Raw genomic sequence first — 21,081 nt, forward strand, 5'->3', positions numbered from 1 at the left:
AATGACATGCGGGTGGCACTGAACGGTTTCGGCAGGATCGGTCGCACGATCCTGCGCCAACTCCTGGCGTCGCATCCCGATATCGAGATCGCCCTGATCAACGACATCGCCCCGCTTGAAACCTGCGCCTATCTGTTCCGCTATGACTCGGTCTTCGGACCCTATCCCGGTACGATCCTCGCGGGTGACGGCGCGCTGGCCGTTGACGACCTGTTCATCCCCTTCACCCAGAAAAGGGATCTGTCAGAGCTCGATCTGTCGGGCATCGACGTCCTGATGGAGTGTACCGGCACCATCAACACCCGCGCCCATGCGCAGCGCGGATTGACGGCGGGCGCGAAAAACGTCCTGATTTCCGGCCCCTGTGACGAGGCCGAACAAACCATCGTGCTGGGCGCGAACGAAGATCAGCTTGGCGATGCCCGCATCGTCTCGAACGCGTCCTGCACCACCAATGCGCTCGCCCCGCTGCTGCGCGTCCTGCACGACACCTGTGGCATCCAGCAGGGACACATGACCACGATCCACTGCTACACCGGCAGCCAGCCCATGGTCGACGCCCCGCGCGGCGATTTTGCCCGCAGCCGGGCCGGTGCCGTGTCCATGGTGCCCACCACCACCAGCGCCACCCGCCTCATTGATCGCGTCCTGCCCGAAATCGCCGGTCGCGTGACCGGTGCTGCCGTGCGTGTTCCGGTGATCAGCGTTTCGGCCGTCGACCTTGTCGTAACCCTGAAAACCATTCCTGATCAGTCACTTACAGACCACCTTGAAGGTATAACGCAAGCCTCTGACGTCCTTGGCATCACCAAGGATGCCACGGTTTCAACCGATCTGCGCGCCCGGCCTGAATCGCTGGTCATCGCCCTGCCCGAGGTCATCCAGAATGGCCATCAGGTGCGGATCTTTGGCTGGTACGACAACGAATGGGGCTTTTCCGCGCGCATGATCGACATGGCGCGGCTGATGGCGGCGCGCTAACCCGCCAACAGCCTTGGCAACCACAGCACAAACCCCGGGAACGCCAACAACACCACGACCCGCACGATCTCGGCCCCGAAAAACGGCATGACACCCTTGAAGGTCTCGATCATCGGCGTGTCCTTGGCCAGTGCCGAAATGACAAAGACGTTCATCCCCACCGGCGGCGTGATCAGCCCCAGTTCGACAACGATCAAAGCCAGAATACCGAACCAGACCTTCAGGTCTTCGGTGCTCATCCCGAACCCGGCACCCTCCGCCCCCTGATATATCCCGCCATTCAGGTCGATCAGAACCGGCCAGAAAAACGGGATCACCAGCAGGATCATCGACAGGCTGTCCATCAGACATCCCAGCAAAATCAAGGCAATAAGCAGCAGAACCATCACCGTCATCGGCGCATAGCCTGACTGGATGATCCATTCCGCCGTCGCCTGCGGCAGCCCGGCACGGGACATGAATATCTTCATCAGTTCAGCACCCAGCAGGATCAGATAGATCATGCCTGTGGTGCCGGCGGTTTCCTTGATGCTGTCGATCAGTTCGGGCAGTTTGATCCGCCCGCGCAGCGCCCCATATAGCCAGACCAGCGCAACCCCGATCGAAGCGGCGGGCGTCGGATTGTAAAAGCCCCCGTAGATGCCGCCCAGCACGATGCCGAATATCAGCACCACCGGGATCACGCCCAGCGTCGCCTCGCGGAATTCGCGGGCGTCAATGCCATCGCCACGCGGCCCGGCTTCAGGCCGGATCCAGACGTAGATCGCGATTGTCAGGATAAAAAGCAGCACCGCCAGCAGACCCGGCAGCAGGGCCGCCGCAAACATCGTGACGATATTCGCCTCGACGATGATCGCATAGATGATCAGCACGACCGAAGGCGGGATCAGAATGCCCAGCACCCCGCCCGCTGCCAGTGTACCGGTCGCAAGCGCCCCGGAATAGCCGTAGCGTTTGAGTTCAGGCAAGGCGACGCGCCCCATGGTCGATGCGGTGGCAAGCGACGATCCGCAGACCGCCCCGAACCCGGCGCAGGCCGCAATCGCCGCCATCGCCGTGCCGCCCCGCATCTGGCCCATCCAGGCATTGGCGCAGCGAAACAGCGCCGTGCTCAGCCCCGCCTTGGACGCAAGTGCCCCCATCAGGATGAACATCGGCACGACCGACAGATCGTAGATTGAAAACTGCCCATAGGCGAGCGTTTTCAACTGGTTGAACAGCAACGCAGGCCCGTTCAGAAACGCCACGCCGACGCCGCCGACTAGGATCATCGCATAGCCGATGGGGATGCGGACGGCGATCAGCGCGACCAGTATGATCAGCGCCGAAAAGCCCAGTGTGATCGGGTCCATCAGGCTTTGCCTCGCAATATGTCCGTGTGATCGCGCAACGACACAACTGCGGCCAGCGCCAGCAATGCCAATGAGATCAGGATTGGAATGAACGCCAGCCAGACAGGAAGCTGCAGGATCGTGGTGGTATAGCCATAGTCGCGCTGATCCCCCATCCCGGCATACATCCGCCACAGCAGCAGCAGCGCAAAGCCAAGCGCAATCAGCGCGCCCAGCAGCTTGAGAAAGGCCACCATGCGCGGCCCCGCACCCGAGGTGAAGATATCCGCCGTCACATTGGCATCCGTCACCTGCGTGTAGGGCAGAAAGGCAAAGACCGCGACCGCGACACCGATCTCGGTCAGTTCAAAGTCACCCGGCACGGCATTGCCCACAATCGCCCCCAGGATCGAGGCAACGTTCATCAACACCACCGACAGCAACAGCGCACCGCCCAGCAGCGCCCACAGGGTGATCAGCCAGACAGCCGCACCGGTCCAACCGGTGCGGCTCTTGTTTGCAATATCAGTCACTTACTTGCTGCTCGCGTTGTCCGCGACCAACTTGCGCGCCTTTTCGACCAGCGCGGCACCGTCGATCCCGCTACCCGAAACGTCCGCAACCCAGTGGTCGACAACCGGCGCCATCGCATCACGGAAGGCCTGGGTTTCCTCTTCGGTCAGGATGATGTGAGTGTTACCCGCATCCGTCGCCAGCTTGATCCCGAAATCATCGGTCCCCCGCCAGACCTCGCCCACATGGCCCCACCAATCACGCCCCGAGGCATCCTTGAACGCCTTCTTGATATCATCCGGCAGCCCGGCCCAGCGATCCCCGTTCATCGAAACCTGAAAGGTCGTGGTGCCCAGACGTTCTTCGTCGAAAAGTTCGATCTGGTACTGGGTCTGATCCTGAATCGCGAGCGGCGGAATGATCTCGAACGGGATAAGTGCCCCGTCCACCACCTTTTTCTGCAGGGCGGGCGGCAGTTCCGGCACCGGCATACCGATGGGCGACGCGCCCAGCGCCTCGATCACCCAGGCCCCTGTGCGGGTCGGAATGCGCAGCTTGGTCCCGGCCAGATCGGCTGGCGTGCGAACTTCCTTGTCGACCATCTGGATCGCCTGACCCGCGTGGACATGCAGGAACATCACCTCAAGGCCCTTGTAGTCGTCCTTGAGGTCACTTTCGAACATGTCGAACAGCGCCAGGTTCGCGGCCTTCGGGTCGTTCTTGAACACCGTCGGCAATTCCATCACCTCGGTGCGCGGGAACAGGCCGGGCGTATAGCCGTTCACTGTCCAGATCAGGTCCACAACTCCGTCGCGTGCCTGCTGTACCAGCTCGGGCGGCCGCCCGCCCAGCGTCATGGCCGGAAAGATCTCGATCTTGACCTGCCCGCCGGAATTCTCTTCGACCTGCCGGGCCCATGGCTCCAGCATTTCGGTCTGCGCCGGGGCGCGTGCGCCCAGCAGATGGTGCAGGCGGAATGTGTATTCCTGTGCAGCGGCAGCACCCGCCAGTGACAGCCCCAGCGCCGTACCGGCCAGGCCCGTGAACAATGTCCGTCTTTTCATGGTCGTCCTCCCTTGGAAAATGCCCGTCTCTGCGGGCACTATTGTATTTGTCTTCAGGCCCTTCCAGACCTCTCGCCCACCGCCCGGCTCCCCCCGGCGACACGTTTCGCACTTAACTCAAAGATCATTCTCCTGCACCGTCGTCCCGGCCACAAGTGATATCCCGGGGATGCGCCGCGCGTGTCGCGCCCCCTCACCCAGAAAGAAATCCAGATTACGCAGGGCAAGCCGGGCATGTTCCACCGCCAGCGCCGCCGCCCGCGCGCCTTCGCGCCTGCGGATCGCGTCCAGAATAGACCGGTGATGATCCTGTGCCACGACCAGCGAACGCAGCGTATGTGGGAACAGCGCCTGTCCTTGCAGAAAGGCGCTTGGCCCCGCCATCGGCATTGCCCCGACGCGCTCCAGTTCCTTTTGCACCACGCCACTGCCGCTCAGACCGGCAACGCACTGATGGAACTGTTCGTTCAGCTCCATGTAGCGTTCAAAATCCGTCTCCTGCTCCGACACACCCAGCGCCGCATCGATCCGCCCCAGGATGCCCTCGCAGGCCACGATCCCGGCCTCTGGCGCACCGCGTTCGGCGGCAAGACGGCAGGCCAGCCCCTCGATCGTGCCGCGCAGTTCGATCCCGTCCACCACATCAGCGCGCGTCAGGCTGCGCACCATGCATCCCCCTGTCGGCATGCGTTCCAGCAGGCCCTGTTCGACCAGTTCGGACATGGCCTCGCGCACCGGCGTACGTGAAACCCCCAGTTCCCGGGCCAAGGCGACTTCGGACACCCGGTCGCCCATGGCCAGACCTCCGGTCAGAATCCGCTCTCGCAGCCCCATCAGGGCGCGTTGAAAGCTGATCTTCTTCTCGGCTTCGGCCAAAGCTGACGACTCCTGCAGGGGCTCGGTATGGATATTTGTATACATAACGCCGCCGCTGTCACATGAAATTTCCCCTGACAGCCAAATTGCGACGGCCGCCTCATCACCACGGTGATTTTTGTCGACAATTTTTCAAAGCCGACCTACCCTTCCGCAGACCAGATTCACAGGGATATCCGCCGTGACCGACAATTCTCTTGCCCCGCTCGACACTGAAATCACGATCCGGCAACTGGACGAAGACCCCTATCCCATCTACCGCCGCCTGCGCGCCGAGGCACCGGTTTTGCGGGTCCAATCTGTTGGCCGCACCCTGCTGACCCGGGCCGAGGACACAAAATACGTCAAGGACAACCCCGAACTGTTCAGCTCGGACGATCCCAACACCCCGATGAAGCGCGCCTTTCTGGCCCACACCCTGATGCGCAAGGATGGTGCCGCGCACAAACGCGAACGCGACGCGATGGCGCCCGCCTTCAACCCCAAAGTCATCCAGAACGAATGGATGCCGAAATACCGCGAGATTGCAGAGGCCTATCTTGATCGCCTGCCCCGCAACGAACCTGTAGACCTGTTCAGCCTGCTCGCCGCGCCCTACGCGGCCCGTGGTCTTGCCGTGTTGCTTGGCACCGAAGAGGCGACGGACGAAGAGATGATCCGCTGGTCGCAGGTGCTGATCGACGGCGCGGGCAATTTCGGCTGGCGCCCGGAACCGTTTGAGAAGACCGACAAGGCCAACGCCGAGATGGACGCCCTGTTCGACAGGCTCGGCGAGCGACACAAAGCCGAGCCGAACAGTTCCGCCCTCTCGGTGATGATCAACGCCGACGATCCGATCCCCAAAACCCAGATCTATGCCAACATCAAGATCGCCATCGGCGGCGGCATCAACGAACCCCGCGATGCGCTTTGTACCATCCTATACGGGCTGCTCACCAACCCCGACCAGCTTGCCGAGGTCCGCAAGAACGACGATTGGACCAAGGCGTTCGAAGAGGGCGTTCGCTGGATCGCCCCGATACAGGCCTCTTCGCGACTGGTGACCGAAGATACCGAAATCCGCGGGTGCAGGATCCCCAAGGGCGACACGGTCATGACCATTCAGGCCTCAGCCAACCGGGATGAATCGCTGTACGAAAACGGCGAGGATTTCATCGTCTATCGTGACAAGAACCCCCATCAGGCCTTTGGCAACGGGCCGCATTTCTGTCAGGGCACCCATGTCGCCCGCCGCGCCGTCGGTGTGGTCATGCTGCCCCTGCTGTTCGAACGCTTCCCGAACATGCGGCTGGTCGACCCGCAAAAGGTGCTTTGGCGTGGCTTTGGCTTTCGCGGCCCGACCTCGATGCCGGTTATCCTGAACTGATCCGCAGGATTTCTCTCGAAGACGCCCGACTTTGCGGATAAGGCAGGCGTCATGAACACTGACGCCTCATTCGAGATTTTCCTCGTCGCCCCCCCGGGCCTCGAATCCCTGCTCTGCGCCGAGGCGCTGGAAAAGGGTTTCACCGGTGCGACCGTCACCCCCGGCGGCGTCACGCTGACAGGCGGTTGGCCCGACGTCTGGCGCGCCAACCTGACCCTGCGCGGGGCGTCCCGCGTGCTTGCCCGTATCGGGTCCATCCGGGTCATGCATCTGGCGCAGCTGGACAAGCGTGCCCGCAAATTCCCCTGGGCTGACACCCTGCGCCCGGACGTGCCCATCCGCGTCGATGTCACCTGCAAGGCCTCGCGTATCTATCACGCCGGCGCTGCGACCCAGCGGATCGAAACCGCGCTGAAGGAAAGCCTTGGCGCCACCATCGCCGCCGATGCCCCTCTGCGCCTGATGGCCCGGATCGAGGATGACCTCTGCACCTTCTCTCTCGATACTTCGGGCGAGCCTTTGCACAAACGCGGCCACAAAGAGGCCGTGGGCAAGGCGCCTATGCGCGAAACGCTGGCCTCACTGTTCCTGCGCCAATGCGGCTATACCGGGGATGAACCACTGGTCGATCCCATGTGCGGATCAGGCACCTTCGTGATCGAGGCGGCCGAGATCGCCAAGGGGCTAAATCCGGGCCGCTCGCGCAGTTTTGCCTTTGACCAATTCGCCAGTTTCGATGCCGACCTCTGGCAGCAGATGCGTCGCGCCGCCCCGCCTGTCACCACGACCTGCCACTACTACGGTAGCGACCGCGACACTGGCGCAATCCGGATGAGCACCGCCAATGCCGAACGTGCCGGTGTAGGCGATATCACAACCTTCCGCCATGCTGCGGTCAGTGACCTGATCCGCCCCGAAGGTCCCCCGGGTCTTGTCATGGTGAACCCGCCCTACGGCACCCGCATTGGCGAAAAAAAGCTGCTGTTTGCGGTCTATGGCGCCTTGGGCAAGACGCTTCTGGAGCGGTTTTCGGGCTGGCGGGTCGGCATGGTCACAACGGATCTGGGCCTCGCCAAGGCCTCGGCCCTGCCCTTTGCCCCCCCCATGGCCCCGGTATCCCACGGCGGTCTGCGGATCCATCTGCTTCAGACTGGCGCGCTGCGCTGACAACGAAATTTTGCGGGAAGTGATCCCTTTTCCCGGATTCAGCCCCGCGCCCCCCTGATTTCAACGAATACAATTCAAGTTTTGGGAAAATCCCTTCGCCATTAAAGGGATTCGTCACTCTTTGGGGCAACCATGCCTCATAGTCACGAATCGAGGATTGAACGAAAATGTCACTCAGAACACTTACGATCAGTACGGCTGCGGCACTGACGCTGGCGGGCGCAAGCTTTGCGGCTCAGGGCGTTACCAGCGACGGCGTAAAATTCGCGCAGGTCGCGGCTATGGAAGGACCTGCCGGCGCGCTTGGCCTGGGAATGCAGCAGGGAATCCGCGCCGCCTTTGAAGAGGCGAACCGCGCCGGGGGCGTAAATGGCCGCATGCTGACACTTGATAGCGTGGATGATGGTTACGAACCTGACCGCTCGGTCACCGAAGTGCAGACCATCATTGCCGGAGATGGGCATCTGGGCCTGATCGGCGCGGTTGGTACACCGACATCTGCCGCGACCCAACCAATCGCCACGGCTGGCAATATGCCCTTTATCGGCCCCTTCACTGGCGCCGGATTCCTGCGCGACGGGAACCTGAAGAACATTCTGAACGTACGCGCCACCTATGCCGCTGAAACCGAAGAGTGGATCAAACATCTGGTCGACAACGAAGGCTTCACAAAGGTCGCAATCCTCTATCAAGACGACGGCTTTGGCCGGGTCGGCCTCGACGGGGTGACCGAGGCATTGGCGCGCCGTGGCATGACACTTGCCGCGACAGGCACCTACACACGCAACACAGTCGCGGTAAAATCTGCCCTGCTCGAAATCCGCAAGGCCGAGCCTGAGGCAGTCGTCATGGTTGGCGCTTACAAGCCTATCGCCGAATTCATCAAGCTTTCGCGCAAGCTCAAGTTCAACCCGGAATTCGTCAACATCTCCTTTGTCGGTTCCAAAGCGCTTGCCCAGGAATTGGGTCCGGATGGTGAAGGCGTGATTATCTCGCAGGTTGTGCCCTTCCCGTGGGATGCATCGGTTCCAGTGGTTGCCGCTTATCAGGCCGCCCTCAGCGCCGTTGATCCCGCCGCAGAGCCGGGCTTTGTCTCGCTCGAAGGTTACCTTGTGGGTCGCCTCGCGATTGAGGCATTGACCCGTACCGGAGCAAATGTCTCGCGCGAACAGTTTCTCACCGCGATGGCCGATCTCGGAACGGTCGATTTCGGCGGCGCCGAAATGAGCTTTGGTCCCGGTGACAATCAGGGCATGGACAGCGTGTTTCTGACACGCATCAAAGCGGATGGCACGTTCGAGCCCCTCTGATCCAACCCATCTCCGTCGATCCGCAAAAGTGGGTCGACGGCGTACCATGCAATGTAATTCGTGAAAGCCAGCGTGATGAAATCAGTTCTTGGCAGTATTGCCCTTAAAATCACAGTCGTTCTACTCGCAATGGGCGGGCTGATCGGTTTTTCGATTTACGTTTCGAATTCTGTCTTTCAACAGACAGTCAGCAACCTTAATATCATGGCGAACCAGCGCATAAGCGAATTGACACGCGGCGCGGAATTTGTGCGCGACGCAGATCAATTAAAATCAGAACTGGTGGACGTCCTGCTTGCCTCCGATCAGGACCGGCTCAGAGAGACAATCTCTACAGTCAAACTGCATACACTGGATATGCAGAAGGCCACTACCGGATTTAATAACGACCTAGCTGCGATCCTGATGCAACAGATCGGCGAGATGGAGCAAAACTTCACAGGCCTAGCGGAGGCGCGCGCTGCAAATTTTTCAAACGCGGATATTCAAAGCGAACAGATCCTTGCCATGCGAGAAACTGCCACCAAGGCAGATATTCACCTCTCAGAAGCGAGGGACAATGCTTTTTTCGATCTCATTTTGGGAGGTGAAGAAACTGTAGCTTCTGTCGACACCACGCTGAGCTATCTGGTGAACGATGTGGTTTCTGCTTTGCAAAATCGCTACCGTATCAGCGCGAATGTAAACCTGCTTTCCGGTGTTTCTCTTGCCCTGACACAAACAGCCGACGGTGCGCTCATAACAATCCTGAAGGATATGGCGCAGGCCGCTTTCGACGACCTCAAAGCCACTGTAAGCGAAGCAAAATCCGCATCTTTTGGTGATTTGGATACGGCGTCTATCGAAGAAAGCTATAAAATATTCGAAAAAGTTCTCAACAGTTCCGCCTTTGTAATCAAGGGCCAGCGCGACAATATCCTTGCGACGCAGCGCGAACTTGGGTCAATCATTTCGACCGAAGTAGACGATTTGATTTTCACGCTAGCGATTGAAAGCAGCACGGCCACAGAAGATAACGCATCTGCCATACAAGGCCTAATTGATGGTCCCGTGGCGCACATCAAAGAACTGTCGCAACTTGACAGCGCGATTTGGAGCTATATCAACACAGCCCTTGAACTCACTGCAGAAGAAAACCCCGAACTTGCAAAAATTCTTTTTTCCGATTTTGCACAGAAGGCAACCAGGTTGACGGAAATGGCCTCTGGTGCTCCGGAAAATCTGGCGGCAGAAATCACAGCGCTTCTTGCATTTGCCGACCCTGAAACGGGCCTTTATAATTCAAGAATGAAAATTAACAATGCAATGGCTGCGGCGGAAATTGCGCGAAAGAAAACGGCTACTAGTGTTCGCCTTGTTGGGGAAAGCGCCAATGAATCCGGCCGACAGACCAGAGAGCGCATTAAGACGGACAGCCTTGCCGTACTAAATGAGGCCGAAGCCGCGAAGGTACTATTGCAAAATATCGGCTGGATATCCCTGGCCGTGTTCATCGGTGCGATGATGATCACCTATCTGTCAGTCGTTCGCCCTTTGCAGCGGCTGACACGTACAACAGAAACTCTCGCCTCGGGGGCATTGGACCAGGAAGTCCCGTTTGAGAATAATGGCGGCGAAATCGGTCGGATGGCACGCGCCTTGCTGGTGTTTCGCGATGGTTTGGTCGAAAAACAGCAGATGCAGGCGTTAGAGGAGACGGAACGCAATCACCGTCAGCAGGAACAGGAAATGATCGTGTCCTCGCTTGCCGAAGGTATGAACCGGCTGGCCGAAGGTGACCTGTCGGTTCAGATCACACAGGTTTTTCCGGGCGATTACGAACGTCTTCGCAAAGATTTCAATCAGGCGACGACCACCCTGCATTCAGCTGTCGAGCGGATCGCCACCAGCGCCGCCTCGGTAAACGACTCGAGTTCGGAAATCTCCATGGCTTCGGACGATCTTGCGCGCCGTACTGAACATGCTGCCGCAACCCTGGCCGAGACGGCCGCGGCTCTCGCCGAAATGACCACTTCGGTGCACAGTTCAGCCGAGCGCGCCGAAAGCGCCCTTCAGGTCGTAGAAGTGGCGAGCACCAGCGCGCAGGAAGGCAAGAATATTGTCCAGGCAACCGTCGCTGCGATGCGCCTGATCGAAGATTCGGCGATCAAGATCAGCAAGATTATCGGCGTGATTGACGATATCGCCTTCCAGACCAACCTTCTCGCCCTGAACGCAGGGGTCGAGGCCGCTCGTGCCGGCGAAGCAGGACGCGGTTTTGCGGTGGTTGCATCCGAGGTCCGTGGGCTTGCGCAGAGATCTTCGAATGCTGCAAAGGAGATCAACAGCTTGATTTCCGAAAGTACAGTTCAGGTCGATCAAGGCGTTTCCCTTGTTGGCAAGACGGAACTGGCGCTGGATCGGATTTCTGGCGCGGTGATCGAAGCGTCACAGCAGGCATCAGAAATCGCGGATTCAGCAAAGCATCAGGCAGTCGGAATTTCCGAGGTCAATACCGCCGTGAACGAGTTGGACCAGGTGACCCAGCAGAATGCCGCAATGTTCGAACAAACAAGCGCAGCGAGCATGACGCTGAATTCCGAAGCAAGTAATCTGGCCGACGCAATTTCGGGCTTCAAACTGACAGGGACGGAAAAACCTTCCCACCGTGCTCCCACGTCCTCTGGCAGCCCCTCCGAACATTGGAGCCCTGAGGAAGAGGAATATATGGCACGCTCCGCGTGACAAGCGGGCGCGTGCCGATACGTCGGGGCGGGACGGAATCGAAAAGTGGTACGGCATGAAAGAGTGGCATCCGGGTTCATCGCCGGGCAGTTGAAAGTCCAGCGGCCCGGCGCTTCATCACACAACAAAGCATTGCATCGCCGGATATTGACGTCCAATACCATAATCGCGTTGTACCTACAGGCCAGATCGGGGTAGGAAGCGACCAGTTTTGGCAACAGGCGACATGCTGTTATGAAGATGCGAGACACCTTTATCAAACCTATGCACCCCGAAGGGCGACGGTTTGTGGCTATATTCGCAGGGATCAGTCTGGTTCTGTTTCTGATCTGGGACCCACTGGGATGGATCGGCGTTGGATTGACCGTCTGGTGCTATTATTTCTTCCGGGACCCACAGCGCACGACGCCGACACGCGCCGGACTGATCATTAGCCCTGCAGACGGCATCGTTTCACTTATCGAACCGGCCGTACCTCCCGCAGAGCTAGGCATGCCCGATGCGCCGCTGACCCGGGTGAGCGTTTTCATGAACGTGTTCAACTGCCACGTGAACCGTGCGCCAATTGCCGGACGTATCAGCGCAATCGCCTACCGGCCCGGGAAATTCCTGAATGCCTCGCTCGACAAGGCCAGCGTAGACAATGAGCGTAACAGCCTCTGTATCAATATCGCTGACGGCCGCCAGATTGCCGTGGTGCAGATCGCGGGCCTGGTTGCTCGGCGGATCGTCTGCTTTGTCACGCCCGGCACGGAGATCGCGACCGGTGGCCGTTTTGGCCTGATCCGCTTCGGATCGCGAGTAGATGTCTACCTGCCGGACGGCGTGACCCCGATGGTCAGCATCGGCCAGACCATGGTTGCTGGCGAAACTGTGCTTGCCGATCTCTCGTCGGACGAGCCGCCCCGCGACGGTCGTACGGGCTAAGCCATGAGGGAAGATTTCCCCGGCCAGAAGGGTGATCTGCAATTGGTGCAGCTTCTGCCCAACCTGATGACCATCGCCGCGATCTGCGCCGGGCTGACAGCCATCCGGTTTGGATTTCAGGCAGATTTCGACCGGGCGGTGCGGCTGATCCTGCTGGCCGCAGTGTTGGACGGGATGGACGGTCGGCTGGCCCGGCTTCTCAAAAGTGAGTCCAAGATCGGTGCCGAGCTTGATTCACTGGCAGATTTCCTGAACTTTGGTGTAGCGCCCGCTCTGATCCTGCATGTTTGGGCCTTGCAGGACTGGCGCGGTGCCGGCTGGATGGCAGTTCTGATCTATACCATCTGCTGCGTGCTGCGCCTTGCCCGGTTCAACGTGACCAGCAAGGACGGTGACGAAGCCGCGAACAAAGGCTATTTCGTTGGTGTGCCGTCGCCCGCCGGTGCCTTTCTGGTGATGCTGCCGATGTTCGTTTCTTTCCTGTTTCCCGAAATGCCCCGCCTGCCGGTCGAGATCATGGCAGGTTATGTAGTTGCCGTCGGATTGCTGATGATCAGCAATATTCCAACCTATTCTTTCAAGAAAATCGCCATTTCGCGGAGCAATGCGAAATTCGTCATTCTGGGCTTCGTTCTTCTGATCGCGGCCTTGCTGACGTATCTCTGGGCGACGCTGGCCTTGCTGAGCATTGGCTATGCGGCCACGGTTCTTTGGGCGCTGCTTCCCGGCATGGCCGCCAAGCGCGGGTAAGGACACGGAATGGACATCGACGCAGTCAAATCCTCTTATGCCCGCTGGGCACCCTTCTATGACCGCACATTTGGCGCGATCACGCAGGTCGGGCGCCGCGCAACTGTTGGGTACATCAACAGCCAGCCAGTCGAGAGCGTGCTTGAGGTTGGGGTCGGTACCGGGCTCGCATTGCAGTTTTACCGCAGAGACATCAAGCTTACCGGTATCGACTTCAGCACCGACATGCTGAAAAAGGCGCGTGTCCGTGTCAGTCAGGAAGGTCTGACTCATGTGCAGCAACTGCTGCAGATGGACGCCCGGTCGCTGGACTTTCCCGACAATCACTTCGATGTGGTCACGGCAATGCATATTGTATCCGTCGTGCCCGAGCCCGAGAGGGTGGTGGCCGAAATGGCGCGGGTGTGCAAACCCGGCGGCAAGATCGTGATCACCAACCATTTTGCCAGCGACAAGGGCATCCTCGGTATCGTCGAAAAGCTGAGCGCGCCATTTTCGGAGCTTCTGGGCTGGCACTCCGACTTCTGCATCTCGACGGTGCTGGGAAATCCGGCGTTGAAGGTGTTGGAGCGGAAGTCGCTGCCCCCAATGGGTGTGATGACGTTTCTGGTGCTGGAGAAAACGGCGCCTATCGTATCCTGAGCCGACCATTGTGCGAAGCTGGCCACGCCCCCCTAGCCTATCGAAACTAAATAGAAGAAGCCCGCGACCTTCTCCTTTTGCGTTCCAATAGGCTCAGCCTTCGCACCCGAATATCCCCGAAAATGCGATCTAAGCTGCCCACGCCAGGCTCTACGGGCCGTTGAATGGCAGCCGCGACCTGAAGATCTCGCCAGCGATATCTCGGGTGGAGCGACGGATTTGAGATAGAAAGCCGCAGGCTCGAAGCGGAGGCGAGAGAAAGCTCACCTGCATGTTCATGCAGAACAGTACACCAAACGGGACCGTAGCCTAGGTCCAGGATGATCGGCATAATCTATAGCGGCAGCATCGTGCCGAGCGCGCCGCCTGCACAAACCACGCCAAAGGCAAGACGCTGGTTGTACCACAGCCGCAACATCGCGGTAGTACGATGAGGCCAAGCAGTATGATCTCTACGCCGATGATGCCGGACATGGCGGCCAGCACCACCGCGACGATGTTCGTCTGGAGTGCCACGCCACCGCGCAGGAGGCCACCAGCCAGCCTCATTGCGTCAAACAGGTCCCTGAGATTCCCGCCCAGTCCAGGATCGCTGCCATCAGCACGGCCATCGGGCCGAACATCCAACAGTAAAGATCAGTGTGACAAAAGCCAGCGAGATGCCGGTGGCCATCAATACCAGAGGCATGGCGAAAAAAAGAAACGTGCAGCCTAGCAAGCTTCATTCTTGTAGCGACCCTAGAAGAGGGGCTTATCGGTCCCGTGGCCCCCATAATCACGGCGGCACTAGCATCCTTGGTTTCCTTCTACGCCACAATGGATTCCACCAGCAGCAGGTAGATCACTATCTCGTCGGTGGACTTAACCTTGACGCGTTACGCCCATTCCTTCTACAGCAGGAAATTGGGCCGTCCCGCCGGACCCGCCCATCGGAACTCCAGAGTAATGCCCTACGCATATACCCTGGCCGCGACCGTAGCGGCCAGGGTTAAGGGAATGGCGAAATGTCCCTTTTCATCCCATGATGACGGTCGATGTCTTCTATTCCGTGCCCGAAAAGGCGTTTGCAAAGTCACAGGCCTGGCCAACGACAACGTCGCGCGGCAACGCCACGTCTATGGCCAGAACACCCGGGCCACTCGGCGCTTCGAGATCGGCGAACTGGCTTTCCAGCAGGCTGATCGGCATGAAATGATCGCTCCGCGCCGCCATGCGTTCTGTCAGCAATGTCTTGCTGCCATGAAGAAATATGATTCCCATATCCCGCAGCGTGGCACGCAGGCGTGTTCGATATACCTGCTTGAGTGCAGAACATGCGGTGACCGCCCCGCCCGGTTGCGCAGCTGCAGCCTCTGCTATTCTGTCCAGCCAGCCCCAGCGATGTTCATCCGTCAGCGGAAGGCCCGACGCCATGCGCGCGACCGCCTCGGTCGAATGAAAGGCATCCGCTTCTACGAAGGCAGCGCCGAGCCTTTCGGAAAGCGCCTTTGCAACGGTGGATTTCCCCGTTCCACAGACCCCCATAACCAGCAGATGTCGCACTGTTTCCTCCCGATCATTGCCTTGCTCCACTTGATGATAGCGCTATCACAGCTTGGCCGCGCTGTCATGCGTCAAGGATAGCTTTTACAGACATCACCACCGCAAACCAGCTTTGGGCTAGAGTGACCGACGCCGCGCCCCTTCGCGCCGACGCTGGCGTCACGGCGCAGCAACGTTATCGCGTGATCATTACCACGGGATTGCCTTTCTCGATACGCGGATAGCACCCCGATCGCAGCGGCGGTTTCAGGGCTATCGATCAGCGGCGGTCACCGCAGGTGTGTTCAGCGAAAATCGGGCACTGACGATCATGGATCTGTCCAACCTAACCCTCGGCGCACGACTTTGCACCGAAGTGATGGCGCGTGCACCGGAAACCGATGCCATCCTGTGCAACAATGATAGCCTGTGGTCTTCTGACGAAACGCGTCGTCTGGGCCTGTCGATCCCGGACCGTTTGCGGCATGGCGGTTTCAACGATCTTGAGATGATGACCTGTGCCGAACCATGGACAACCAGTATGCGAACCTACCGTTATCGTATGGGGCATCAGGGATGCCGGAATGCTGCTGGCCCGGTTGAACAGCAAGGCGCCTGCCGAGTTGATGGTGCGACGCAGCACCAGTCGGCAAATCTGGCACTCAGGTAGCGCGCTTCACCTGCGCAATCCATTGATCTGCATAACGTTTCAACCCTTCCGGCGCATTGCATACGATGGGTATCCCGGGCTGGACCATGTGTTGCCTTGCGAACAGAAGTGCCGCGCCGCTGCTGGTTCCTGTGGCAGATTGCATGGCCTCGACCCCGTCCGGGCGCAGGGCCGCGAGCATCTGCAAATACCAGCGGTTTCGGGCGAAAGGCCCTTCGACAATCACCGGGCCCCGCGCGCCGGTCAGCTCCAGACAGGTTTGTGTCATCAGCGCGAGGTAATATCCAAGCGCCACCATCTTCTGCCCCTCATTCTCGGGTGCCACGGTCCAGCCGCCGACGACGCCCCGGAATGGGCCGGACCCCTGTTCGATCCCGGGCAGCAGCATGACCCGGCGATCGAGTACCTGCTGCATGTCGATATCGCTGGCACTGGTGTCCGACCCATCCCGGATCAGTTCATACTCCCGCCCGCCCATGAACCGGGCGGAAGGGACTGGCATGCCGGTGCCGCTCACATTGACCAGCGTGTCCCGCGATGGATCGAGCGTCACAGGTGCCCCACCCACCGACATGGCGATGACCCAGGTGCCGGTCGATACAACCGAAAAAGGTGCCGCGCGGCCCAGTACATGCGGATAGAGCGAAGCGTTGCTGTCATGGATCCCGCAGGCGGCAGGTGTGCCCGGGTTCAACCCCGTCAGGGTCACGATCTCCTGTGTCACCGGTCCCAGCACATCAGAGGCGGGTCGTGGGGGCGCCACCCGCCCGCTCAGGTTCAGCGCTGCCACCAGCGCCGATTGCTGACCGCTGTATGGCTCCCACAGGTCGGTGTGGCAGCCAAGCGAAGTCACATCGCTGGCCAGAACTCCGGTCAGCTTGAAGCCCCAATATTGCGGATAGGTCACCACATGGGCCAGTCGCGCATCCAAGCCCGGATCCTTGTGCAGCATCCAGTGCAGTTGAGCCCCCAGATTCAGCCCACCACCAAGCCGCGGCGAGCCGGTCAGGGCAAAGTCCGGACGCAATGCGTCGTATTCTGCGGCAAGCGTATCCGGACCGTCGTGCTCATAGTCCAGCATCGGCGCAGCCAGCCCACCCCCGGCATCCAGCAGAACCGCCGCCGCGCCGTGCGTTGTAACTGAAATGGCGTCGATGCCGTGAAGGGCATGAAAATCGCGCAGGGCCTCAATGAAAAAGGCCCAGTGCCCCTCCAGATCGAAATGCGGCCAAGGCGGCCCGGGCAGGACACCGTTCGGACGGGTGACGACAGCAATCTCGTTCAACGTAGCCGCGTCGACCAAGGCCAGCTTGGCGTTGGTCTTGCCGACGTCGATCACTGCGATATGGCGGGGGGCGGTCATGGCAGGTGAAACACCGTCTCCAGTTCGACGACTTTCGGGGAATTGTCCGGATTGACCTCCATCAGATCGGCCATATGGACCCACCACCGCTGCATCACTGCATGGGCGGGCAGATTATTCATCGTGTGATCATCGCGCCGCCAGAGCACACCGAAAAGGGCGTTGGTTTCGGGGTCGAGGTGGATCGAATAATCGGTGATCCCCACCTCATGCAAAAGCTGGGTAAGTTCGGGCCAGATTGCGTCATGACGCCTGCGGTATTCGGCAGCCCGGCCCGGCAACAGGGTCATGCGAAAGGCGTATTTCTCCATCAGGCTTTTCCTGTCCGCACCAGCCGGATCAGACGCGGCAGGGCAATCACCCCGATCAGAAGGGCACCGATAAAGATCGACATGACGATCCCGGGCACGTTCAAAAGCCCCAGGCCAAAGGTCACCATCCCCATCACAAGCGCCGCGATCACCACGCCAAGAATACTGCCCGCCCCACCCAAGATCGACACGCCACCCAGCACGACCATTGTCACGATCTCCAATTCCCAGGCCGAGGCGATAGAGGGCCGCGTGGACCCCAACCGTGCCGTCAGGCAGACTGCGGCGACGCCGGACATCAGGCCGGTGAGCAGGAAGAGGATCATCTTGACCCTGTCTACCCTGATCCCGCTGAAGGTGGCAGCGGTGGGGTTGTTGCCAATGACAAAAATGTGGCGTCCAAAGTTCGTGAAATGCAGGATCACGCCGTAAATCACCGCGAAAACTGTGAAAAGCACCAGTTCGAAAGAGATCACCCAGAAAACGTAACCGCGCCCCAGCCAAGCGAAATCGGTGGGATAGCCGTTGAATGCCTGATCCCCCAGAACGATGTAGCTGATCCCCCGGAACAGGCTCATCGTGCCGATGGTGACGACGATGGACGGCAGGCCGAGCCGCGTGACCAACGCGCCGTTGAACGCACCGCACAGCAGTCCGACCGATAGCCCGATGGTGATCAGGACCGGTGTGCCGACGCCGAACTGCAACGCCCAGCCCATCGCGGTAGAGGAGAGAGCGATGATACCCGCAACGCTCAGGTCGATCTCGCCCGAGATGATCAGCAGCGCCATGGCAAAGGCCACCATCGCCTTTTCGGTGAAGTTGAAGGTGGCGTCAGAGAGATTCCAGGCATCCAGAAAGTAGGGACTTGCCTGAGTATTGCCGACAAAGATCAGCACCGCGATGATAAAGAGAAGCAGCTCCCAGCTGCGTAGAATGCGCGCGCCCTGCCCGCTGAGACGGTCGGGGATGCGGCGCGCGGTGGGCGTGTCGGTAAGGCTCATGCCGTGCGCTCCGCTGATTTCAGGATGATGTGGCCCGGCTGGCGCGAGCTTCGCGCGTTAAAGGCGACCGCGATGATGATCGCCGCGCCTGAGATTGCCAACTGCCAGAAGGGCGAGATGCCCGCCACCGGCAGTGCGTTCTTGATCACGCCAAGAAACAGCGCCCCCAACACTGCGCCGCCCACAGTGCCCATGCCCCCCGCAATGGAGATGCCGCCGATAACGCAGGCCGCCACGACGTCGAGTTCGAACCCGCCCGCCACGTCCACATAGGCCACAGCATAGCGCGACACCCAGAGATAACCGCACAGCCCCGCCAATGCGCCCGATATGGTGAAGGCCGCAAACCGGGTCCGGCCCACGTCGATGCCAGTATAGACCGCCGCATGGGGATTGCCCCCGACGGCATAAAAGGCACGACCCAGCGGTGTGCGCGTCACGGCAACGGCAAAGCCCGCAACAACCGCCAAGGCGATCCAGGACAGCACCGGCAGACTAAACAGGACGGCACGCGGAAAGGCCTTGTAGGCTGCGCTCATCTCATGGCTGTTCACCCAGGACCCGTCTGACAACAGAAAGACCGTGCCGCGATAGATCGTGAGCGTCCCCAGCGTGACGACGATTGGCGGGATGTCCAGTTTCCACACCAGAATGCCGTTGAAGGCACCAAGCAACGTCCCCAGCCCCACAGCCAGCGCGATCAGCACCACGACCGGGATCCCCGGAAAGGCTGCATTCAGCATTGCCGTGACCATACCCGTCAGCGCCAGATTGGACGCCACCGACAGGTCAATGCAGCGTGTAAGGATCACCAGGGTCTGCCCCAGTGCCAGAATGATCAGGATCGATGTGTCGTTGAACACCGCCGCCAGATTCCCCGGAGCAGCAAAGCCGGAGAACCGGCTTTCCACAATAACCAGCAGCGCCAGAACCGCGCCGAGCAGGATCGCCTCACGGGATTTGAGGAACCTCAGGATCATGCTGCTGTCTCCTTGTAACCGGCCGCCGCACGGACCAGTTTTTCGGGGGTGAGCCCCTCGCGGTCGAATTCCGCAGCGATGCGGCCTTCGCGCATGACGATGACGCGGTCGGACATGCCCATGATCTCGGGGATTTCCGAGCTGACCATGATTACCGACAGCCCTTCGGCCGCCAGTTCAGCCATGAAGGCATGCACGGCAGCCTTTGACCCAACGTCGATGCCCTTGGTCGGCTCGTCCAGAATAATGACCTTTGGCTTGGTCGCGAGCCACTTCGCGATAACCACCTTCTGCTGGTTGCCGCCTGACAATTCGCCCACGTTCCGATCAAGCGCCGCTGCGCGCAATTCAAGCCGTTCGGTATAGGTCCGCGCCAGGGCGAATTCCTCGGCCAGGTTGAGAAACCCGTTTTTCGACGTGCTCGGCAAGGACGGCAGAGTGACATTCTGAAAGATTGGCATCGCAGTGATCGCGCCCTGCTTGCCACGATCCTCAGGCACATAAACGATGCCTTTGGCCACAGCCTCGGCCGGGGATCGGATCACCGCGATCTTTCCGTCGATCCGTACCGCACCCTTTGATGGCCGCGTCACGCCGAACAGCGCCTGCATGAATTCGGACCGTCCCGCGCCGATCAGACCGTAAAACCCCAGGATTTCGCCCCGGTGCAGTTTGAAATTGATATCCGCGAACTCGGTTGGATGGGCGTATCCTGCGACGGTCAAGATCTCGTCACCGACGCAAGAAACACGCTCGGGAAAGATCGTATCGACTGAGCGGCCCACCATTTTTTCCACCAACTGACTTTCGGTGACATCCGCGATCATGCCGGCATCCACCATCTCGCCATCCCGAAACACGGTATATCGGTCGGCAATGCGAAAGATCTCGTCGAACTTGTGCGAGATGAAGAGGATGGCCTTGCCCTCAGCCTTGAGCCGGTCGACCAGCTCGTAAAGCTCCTCGATCTCGGTCTGGGACAGGGCGGCGGTGGGTTCGTCCATGACTACCACGCGCGCCTTTATCGACAACGCCCGGGCGATGGCGACCAGATGCTTGCTCGCGATGCCAAGGTCGCGCAGGGGCGTACGCGGATCCAGCCGGGCACCGATGCGGTTCAGTAATTCGGCGGCGTCACCGTACATCCGGGTCCAGTCAATCAGCCCGAACCGGCCGCGCGGAGCATGCCCAAGAAAGATGTTTTCGGCCACACATAGATCATCGAACAACACGGTTTCCTGATGAATTGCTGTAATACCCGCGTCTGAGGCGGCGGTGGCGGTGGGAAAGCGGGTTTCACTTTCGTCGACCTCGATCCGCCCCTCGTCGGGCTGGTAAATACCGGTCAGGATTTTCACGAGTGTCGATTTCCCGGCGCCGTTTTCGCCAACCAGAGCCGTAACCTGACCCGGATAAAGCGCCAGTTCGACCCCCGAAAGGGCGCGCACACCTGGAAAGGTCTTGGTGATCCCCGACAGCCGCAGCACGGCACGCGCAGGTACAGCCACCGTCACCGGCTCTGCAATCTCACTGGAATAGGTCATGTGGCCCCCGATGGGAAACGTAGTGCGGGCCCGCCGT

General features: G+C 59.9%; 19 protein-coding genes and 1 pseudogene. 9 read left to right on the forward strand and 11 right to left on the reverse strand.

Annotated elements, in window-relative coordinates:
- Nucleotides 1–6 precede the first annotated feature (6 nt).
- Nucleotides 7–981, forward strand: a complete 975-nt coding sequence (locus CHB75_RS12260) for a type I glyceraldehyde-3-phosphate dehydrogenase (RefSeq protein WP_089270857.1) — start codon at nt 7–9, stop codon at nt 979–981.
- On the opposite strand, the gene CHB75_RS12265 is transcribed toward CHB75_RS12260, so the two are convergent.
- The 4 genes from CHB75_RS12265 to CHB75_RS12280 form a co-directional block, all read right to left on the reverse strand.
- Entirely contained in the window at nt 978–2,333 is a 1,356-nt protein-coding gene (locus tag CHB75_RS12265; protein WP_089270859.1) for a TRAP transporter large permease, read from the reverse strand. The two genes, CHB75_RS12260 and CHB75_RS12265, sit on opposite strands and share 4 nt — an antisense overlap.
- Nucleotides 2,333–2,845 carry a TRAP transporter small permease gene (locus CHB75_RS12270; RefSeq protein ID WP_245840928.1) on the reverse strand — a complete coding sequence of 171 codons (513 nt, stop codon included), beginning with the start codon at nt 2,843–2,845 and terminating at the stop codon, nt 2,333–2,335. Before CHB75_RS12270 ends, CHB75_RS12265 begins: the two co-directional genes overlap by 1 nt.
- Nucleotides 2,846–3,889, reverse strand: a complete 1,044-nt coding sequence (locus tag CHB75_RS12275) for a TRAP transporter substrate-binding protein (protein WP_089270861.1) — start codon at nt 3,887–3,889, stop codon at nt 2,846–2,848. It lies immediately after the preceding gene.
- A 117-nt stretch (nt 3,890–4,006) separates the two neighbouring features.
- The gene (locus CHB75_RS12280; protein ID WP_089270863.1) at nt 4,007–4,810 is read right to left on the reverse strand and encodes a GntR family transcriptional regulator; all 804 of its coding nucleotides are present in this window, start codon (nt 4,808–4,810) and stop codon (nt 4,007–4,009) included.
- A gap of 136 nt (nt 4,811–4,946) precedes the next feature.
- On the opposite strand from CHB75_RS12280, the gene CHB75_RS12285 reads away from it, so the two are divergent.
- The 7 genes from CHB75_RS12285 to CHB75_RS12315 all read left to right on the forward strand — a co-directional run bounded on the left by CHB75_RS12285 (nt 4,947) and on the right by CHB75_RS12315 (nt 13,651).
- Nucleotides 4,947–6,131, forward strand: a complete 1,185-nt coding sequence (locus tag CHB75_RS12285; RefSeq protein WP_089270865.1) for a cytochrome P450 — start codon at nt 4,947–4,949, stop codon at nt 6,129–6,131.
- Nucleotides 6,132–6,182: 51 nt separating this feature from the next.
- Complete coding sequence (locus tag CHB75_RS12290; RefSeq protein WP_089270867.1) at nt 6,183–7,298, forward strand: THUMP domain-containing class I SAM-dependent RNA methyltransferase; 1,116 nt, start codon at nt 6,183–6,185, stop codon at nt 7,296–7,298.
- 167 nt (nt 7,299–7,465) lie between these two features.
- Nucleotides 7,466–8,608, forward strand: a complete 1,143-nt coding sequence (locus tag CHB75_RS12295) for an ABC transporter substrate-binding protein (protein ID WP_089270869.1) — start codon at nt 7,466–7,468, stop codon at nt 8,606–8,608.
- A gap of 75 nt (nt 8,609–8,683) precedes the next feature.
- On the forward strand, nt 8,684–11,332 hold the full coding sequence (locus CHB75_RS12300; protein ID WP_089270871.1) for a methyl-accepting chemotaxis protein: 2,649 nt from the start codon (nt 8,684–8,686) through the stop codon (nt 11,330–11,332).
- Between the two features lie 234 nt (nt 11,333–11,566).
- On the forward strand, nt 11,567–12,259 hold the full coding sequence (locus CHB75_RS12305; protein WP_089270873.1) for a phosphatidylserine decarboxylase: 693 nt from the start codon (nt 11,567–11,569) through the stop codon (nt 12,257–12,259).
- Between the two features lie 3 nt (nt 12,260–12,262).
- Nucleotides 12,263–13,009, forward strand: a complete 747-nt coding sequence (gene pssA / locus CHB75_RS12310; RefSeq protein WP_089270875.1) for a CDP-diacylglycerol--serine O-phosphatidyltransferase — start codon at nt 12,263–12,265, stop codon at nt 13,007–13,009.
- 9 nt (nt 13,010–13,018) lie between these two features.
- On the forward strand, nt 13,019–13,651 hold the full coding sequence (locus CHB75_RS12315) for a class I SAM-dependent methyltransferase (RefSeq protein ID WP_089270877.1): 633 nt from the start codon (nt 13,019–13,021) through the stop codon (nt 13,649–13,651).
- Nucleotides 13,652–13,991: 340 nt separating this feature from the next.
- Here CHB75_RS12315 and CHB75_RS22050 read toward each other — a convergent pair.
- Both CHB75_RS22050 and CHB75_RS12325 read right to left on the reverse strand, forming a co-directional pair.
- Nucleotides 13,992–14,324: pseudogene (locus tag CHB75_RS22050) on the reverse strand (TRAP transporter large permease subunit); the annotation flags it as partial.
- Between the two features lie 368 nt (nt 14,325–14,692).
- Nucleotides 14,693–15,193, reverse strand: coding sequence for a gluconokinase (locus CHB75_RS12325; protein WP_217898784.1), 501 nt, complete (start codon nt 15,191–15,193; stop codon nt 14,693–14,695).
- 199 nt (nt 15,194–15,392) lie between these two features.
- On the opposite strand from CHB75_RS12325, the gene CHB75_RS12330 reads away from it, so the two are divergent.
- On the forward strand, nt 15,393–15,842 hold the full coding sequence (locus CHB75_RS12330; protein WP_089270881.1) for a substrate-binding domain-containing protein: 450 nt from the start codon (nt 15,393–15,395) through the stop codon (nt 15,840–15,842).
- On the opposite strand, the gene CHB75_RS12335 is transcribed toward CHB75_RS12330, so the two are convergent.
- The 5 genes from CHB75_RS12335 to CHB75_RS12355 are packed head-to-tail and all read right to left on the reverse strand — an operon-like array spanning nt 15,835 to nt 21,044.
- A complete protein-coding gene (locus tag CHB75_RS12335; RefSeq protein ID WP_089270883.1) occupies nt 15,835–17,205 on the reverse strand; it encodes an FGGY-family carbohydrate kinase in 1,371 nt (456 codons plus the stop codon). The two genes, CHB75_RS12330 and CHB75_RS12335, sit on opposite strands and share 8 nt — an antisense overlap.
- Nucleotides 17,202–17,516 carry an L-rhamnose mutarotase gene (rhaM, locus tag CHB75_RS12340; RefSeq protein WP_089270885.1) on the reverse strand — a complete coding sequence of 105 codons (315 nt, stop codon included), beginning with the start codon at nt 17,514–17,516 and terminating at the stop codon, nt 17,202–17,204. The genes CHB75_RS12335 and rhaM overlap by 4 nt, the downstream gene beginning before the upstream one ends.
- Nucleotides 17,516–18,520: an ABC transporter permease gene (locus CHB75_RS12345; RefSeq protein WP_089270887.1), complete on the reverse strand. Its 1,005-nt coding sequence runs from the start codon at nt 18,518–18,520 to the stop codon at nt 17,516–17,518. Before CHB75_RS12345 ends, rhaM begins: the two co-directional genes overlap by 1 nt.
- Nucleotides 18,517–19,500, reverse strand: a complete 984-nt coding sequence (locus CHB75_RS12350) for an ABC transporter permease (protein WP_089270889.1) — start codon at nt 19,498–19,500, stop codon at nt 18,517–18,519. The genes CHB75_RS12345 and CHB75_RS12350 overlap by 4 nt, the downstream gene beginning before the upstream one ends.
- On the reverse strand, nt 19,497–21,044 hold the full coding sequence (locus CHB75_RS12355; protein ID WP_089270963.1) for a sugar ABC transporter ATP-binding protein: 1,548 nt from the start codon (nt 21,042–21,044) through the stop codon (nt 19,497–19,499). The genes CHB75_RS12350 and CHB75_RS12355 overlap by 4 nt, the downstream gene beginning before the upstream one ends.
- Between the last annotated feature and the right edge of the window lie 37 nt (nt 21,045–21,081).

The sequence above is a fragment of the Puniceibacterium sediminis genome, from assembly GCF_900188035.1.
GTDB classification, from domain to species: domain Bacteria; phylum Pseudomonadota; class Alphaproteobacteria; order Rhodobacterales; family Rhodobacteraceae; genus Puniceibacterium; species Puniceibacterium sediminis.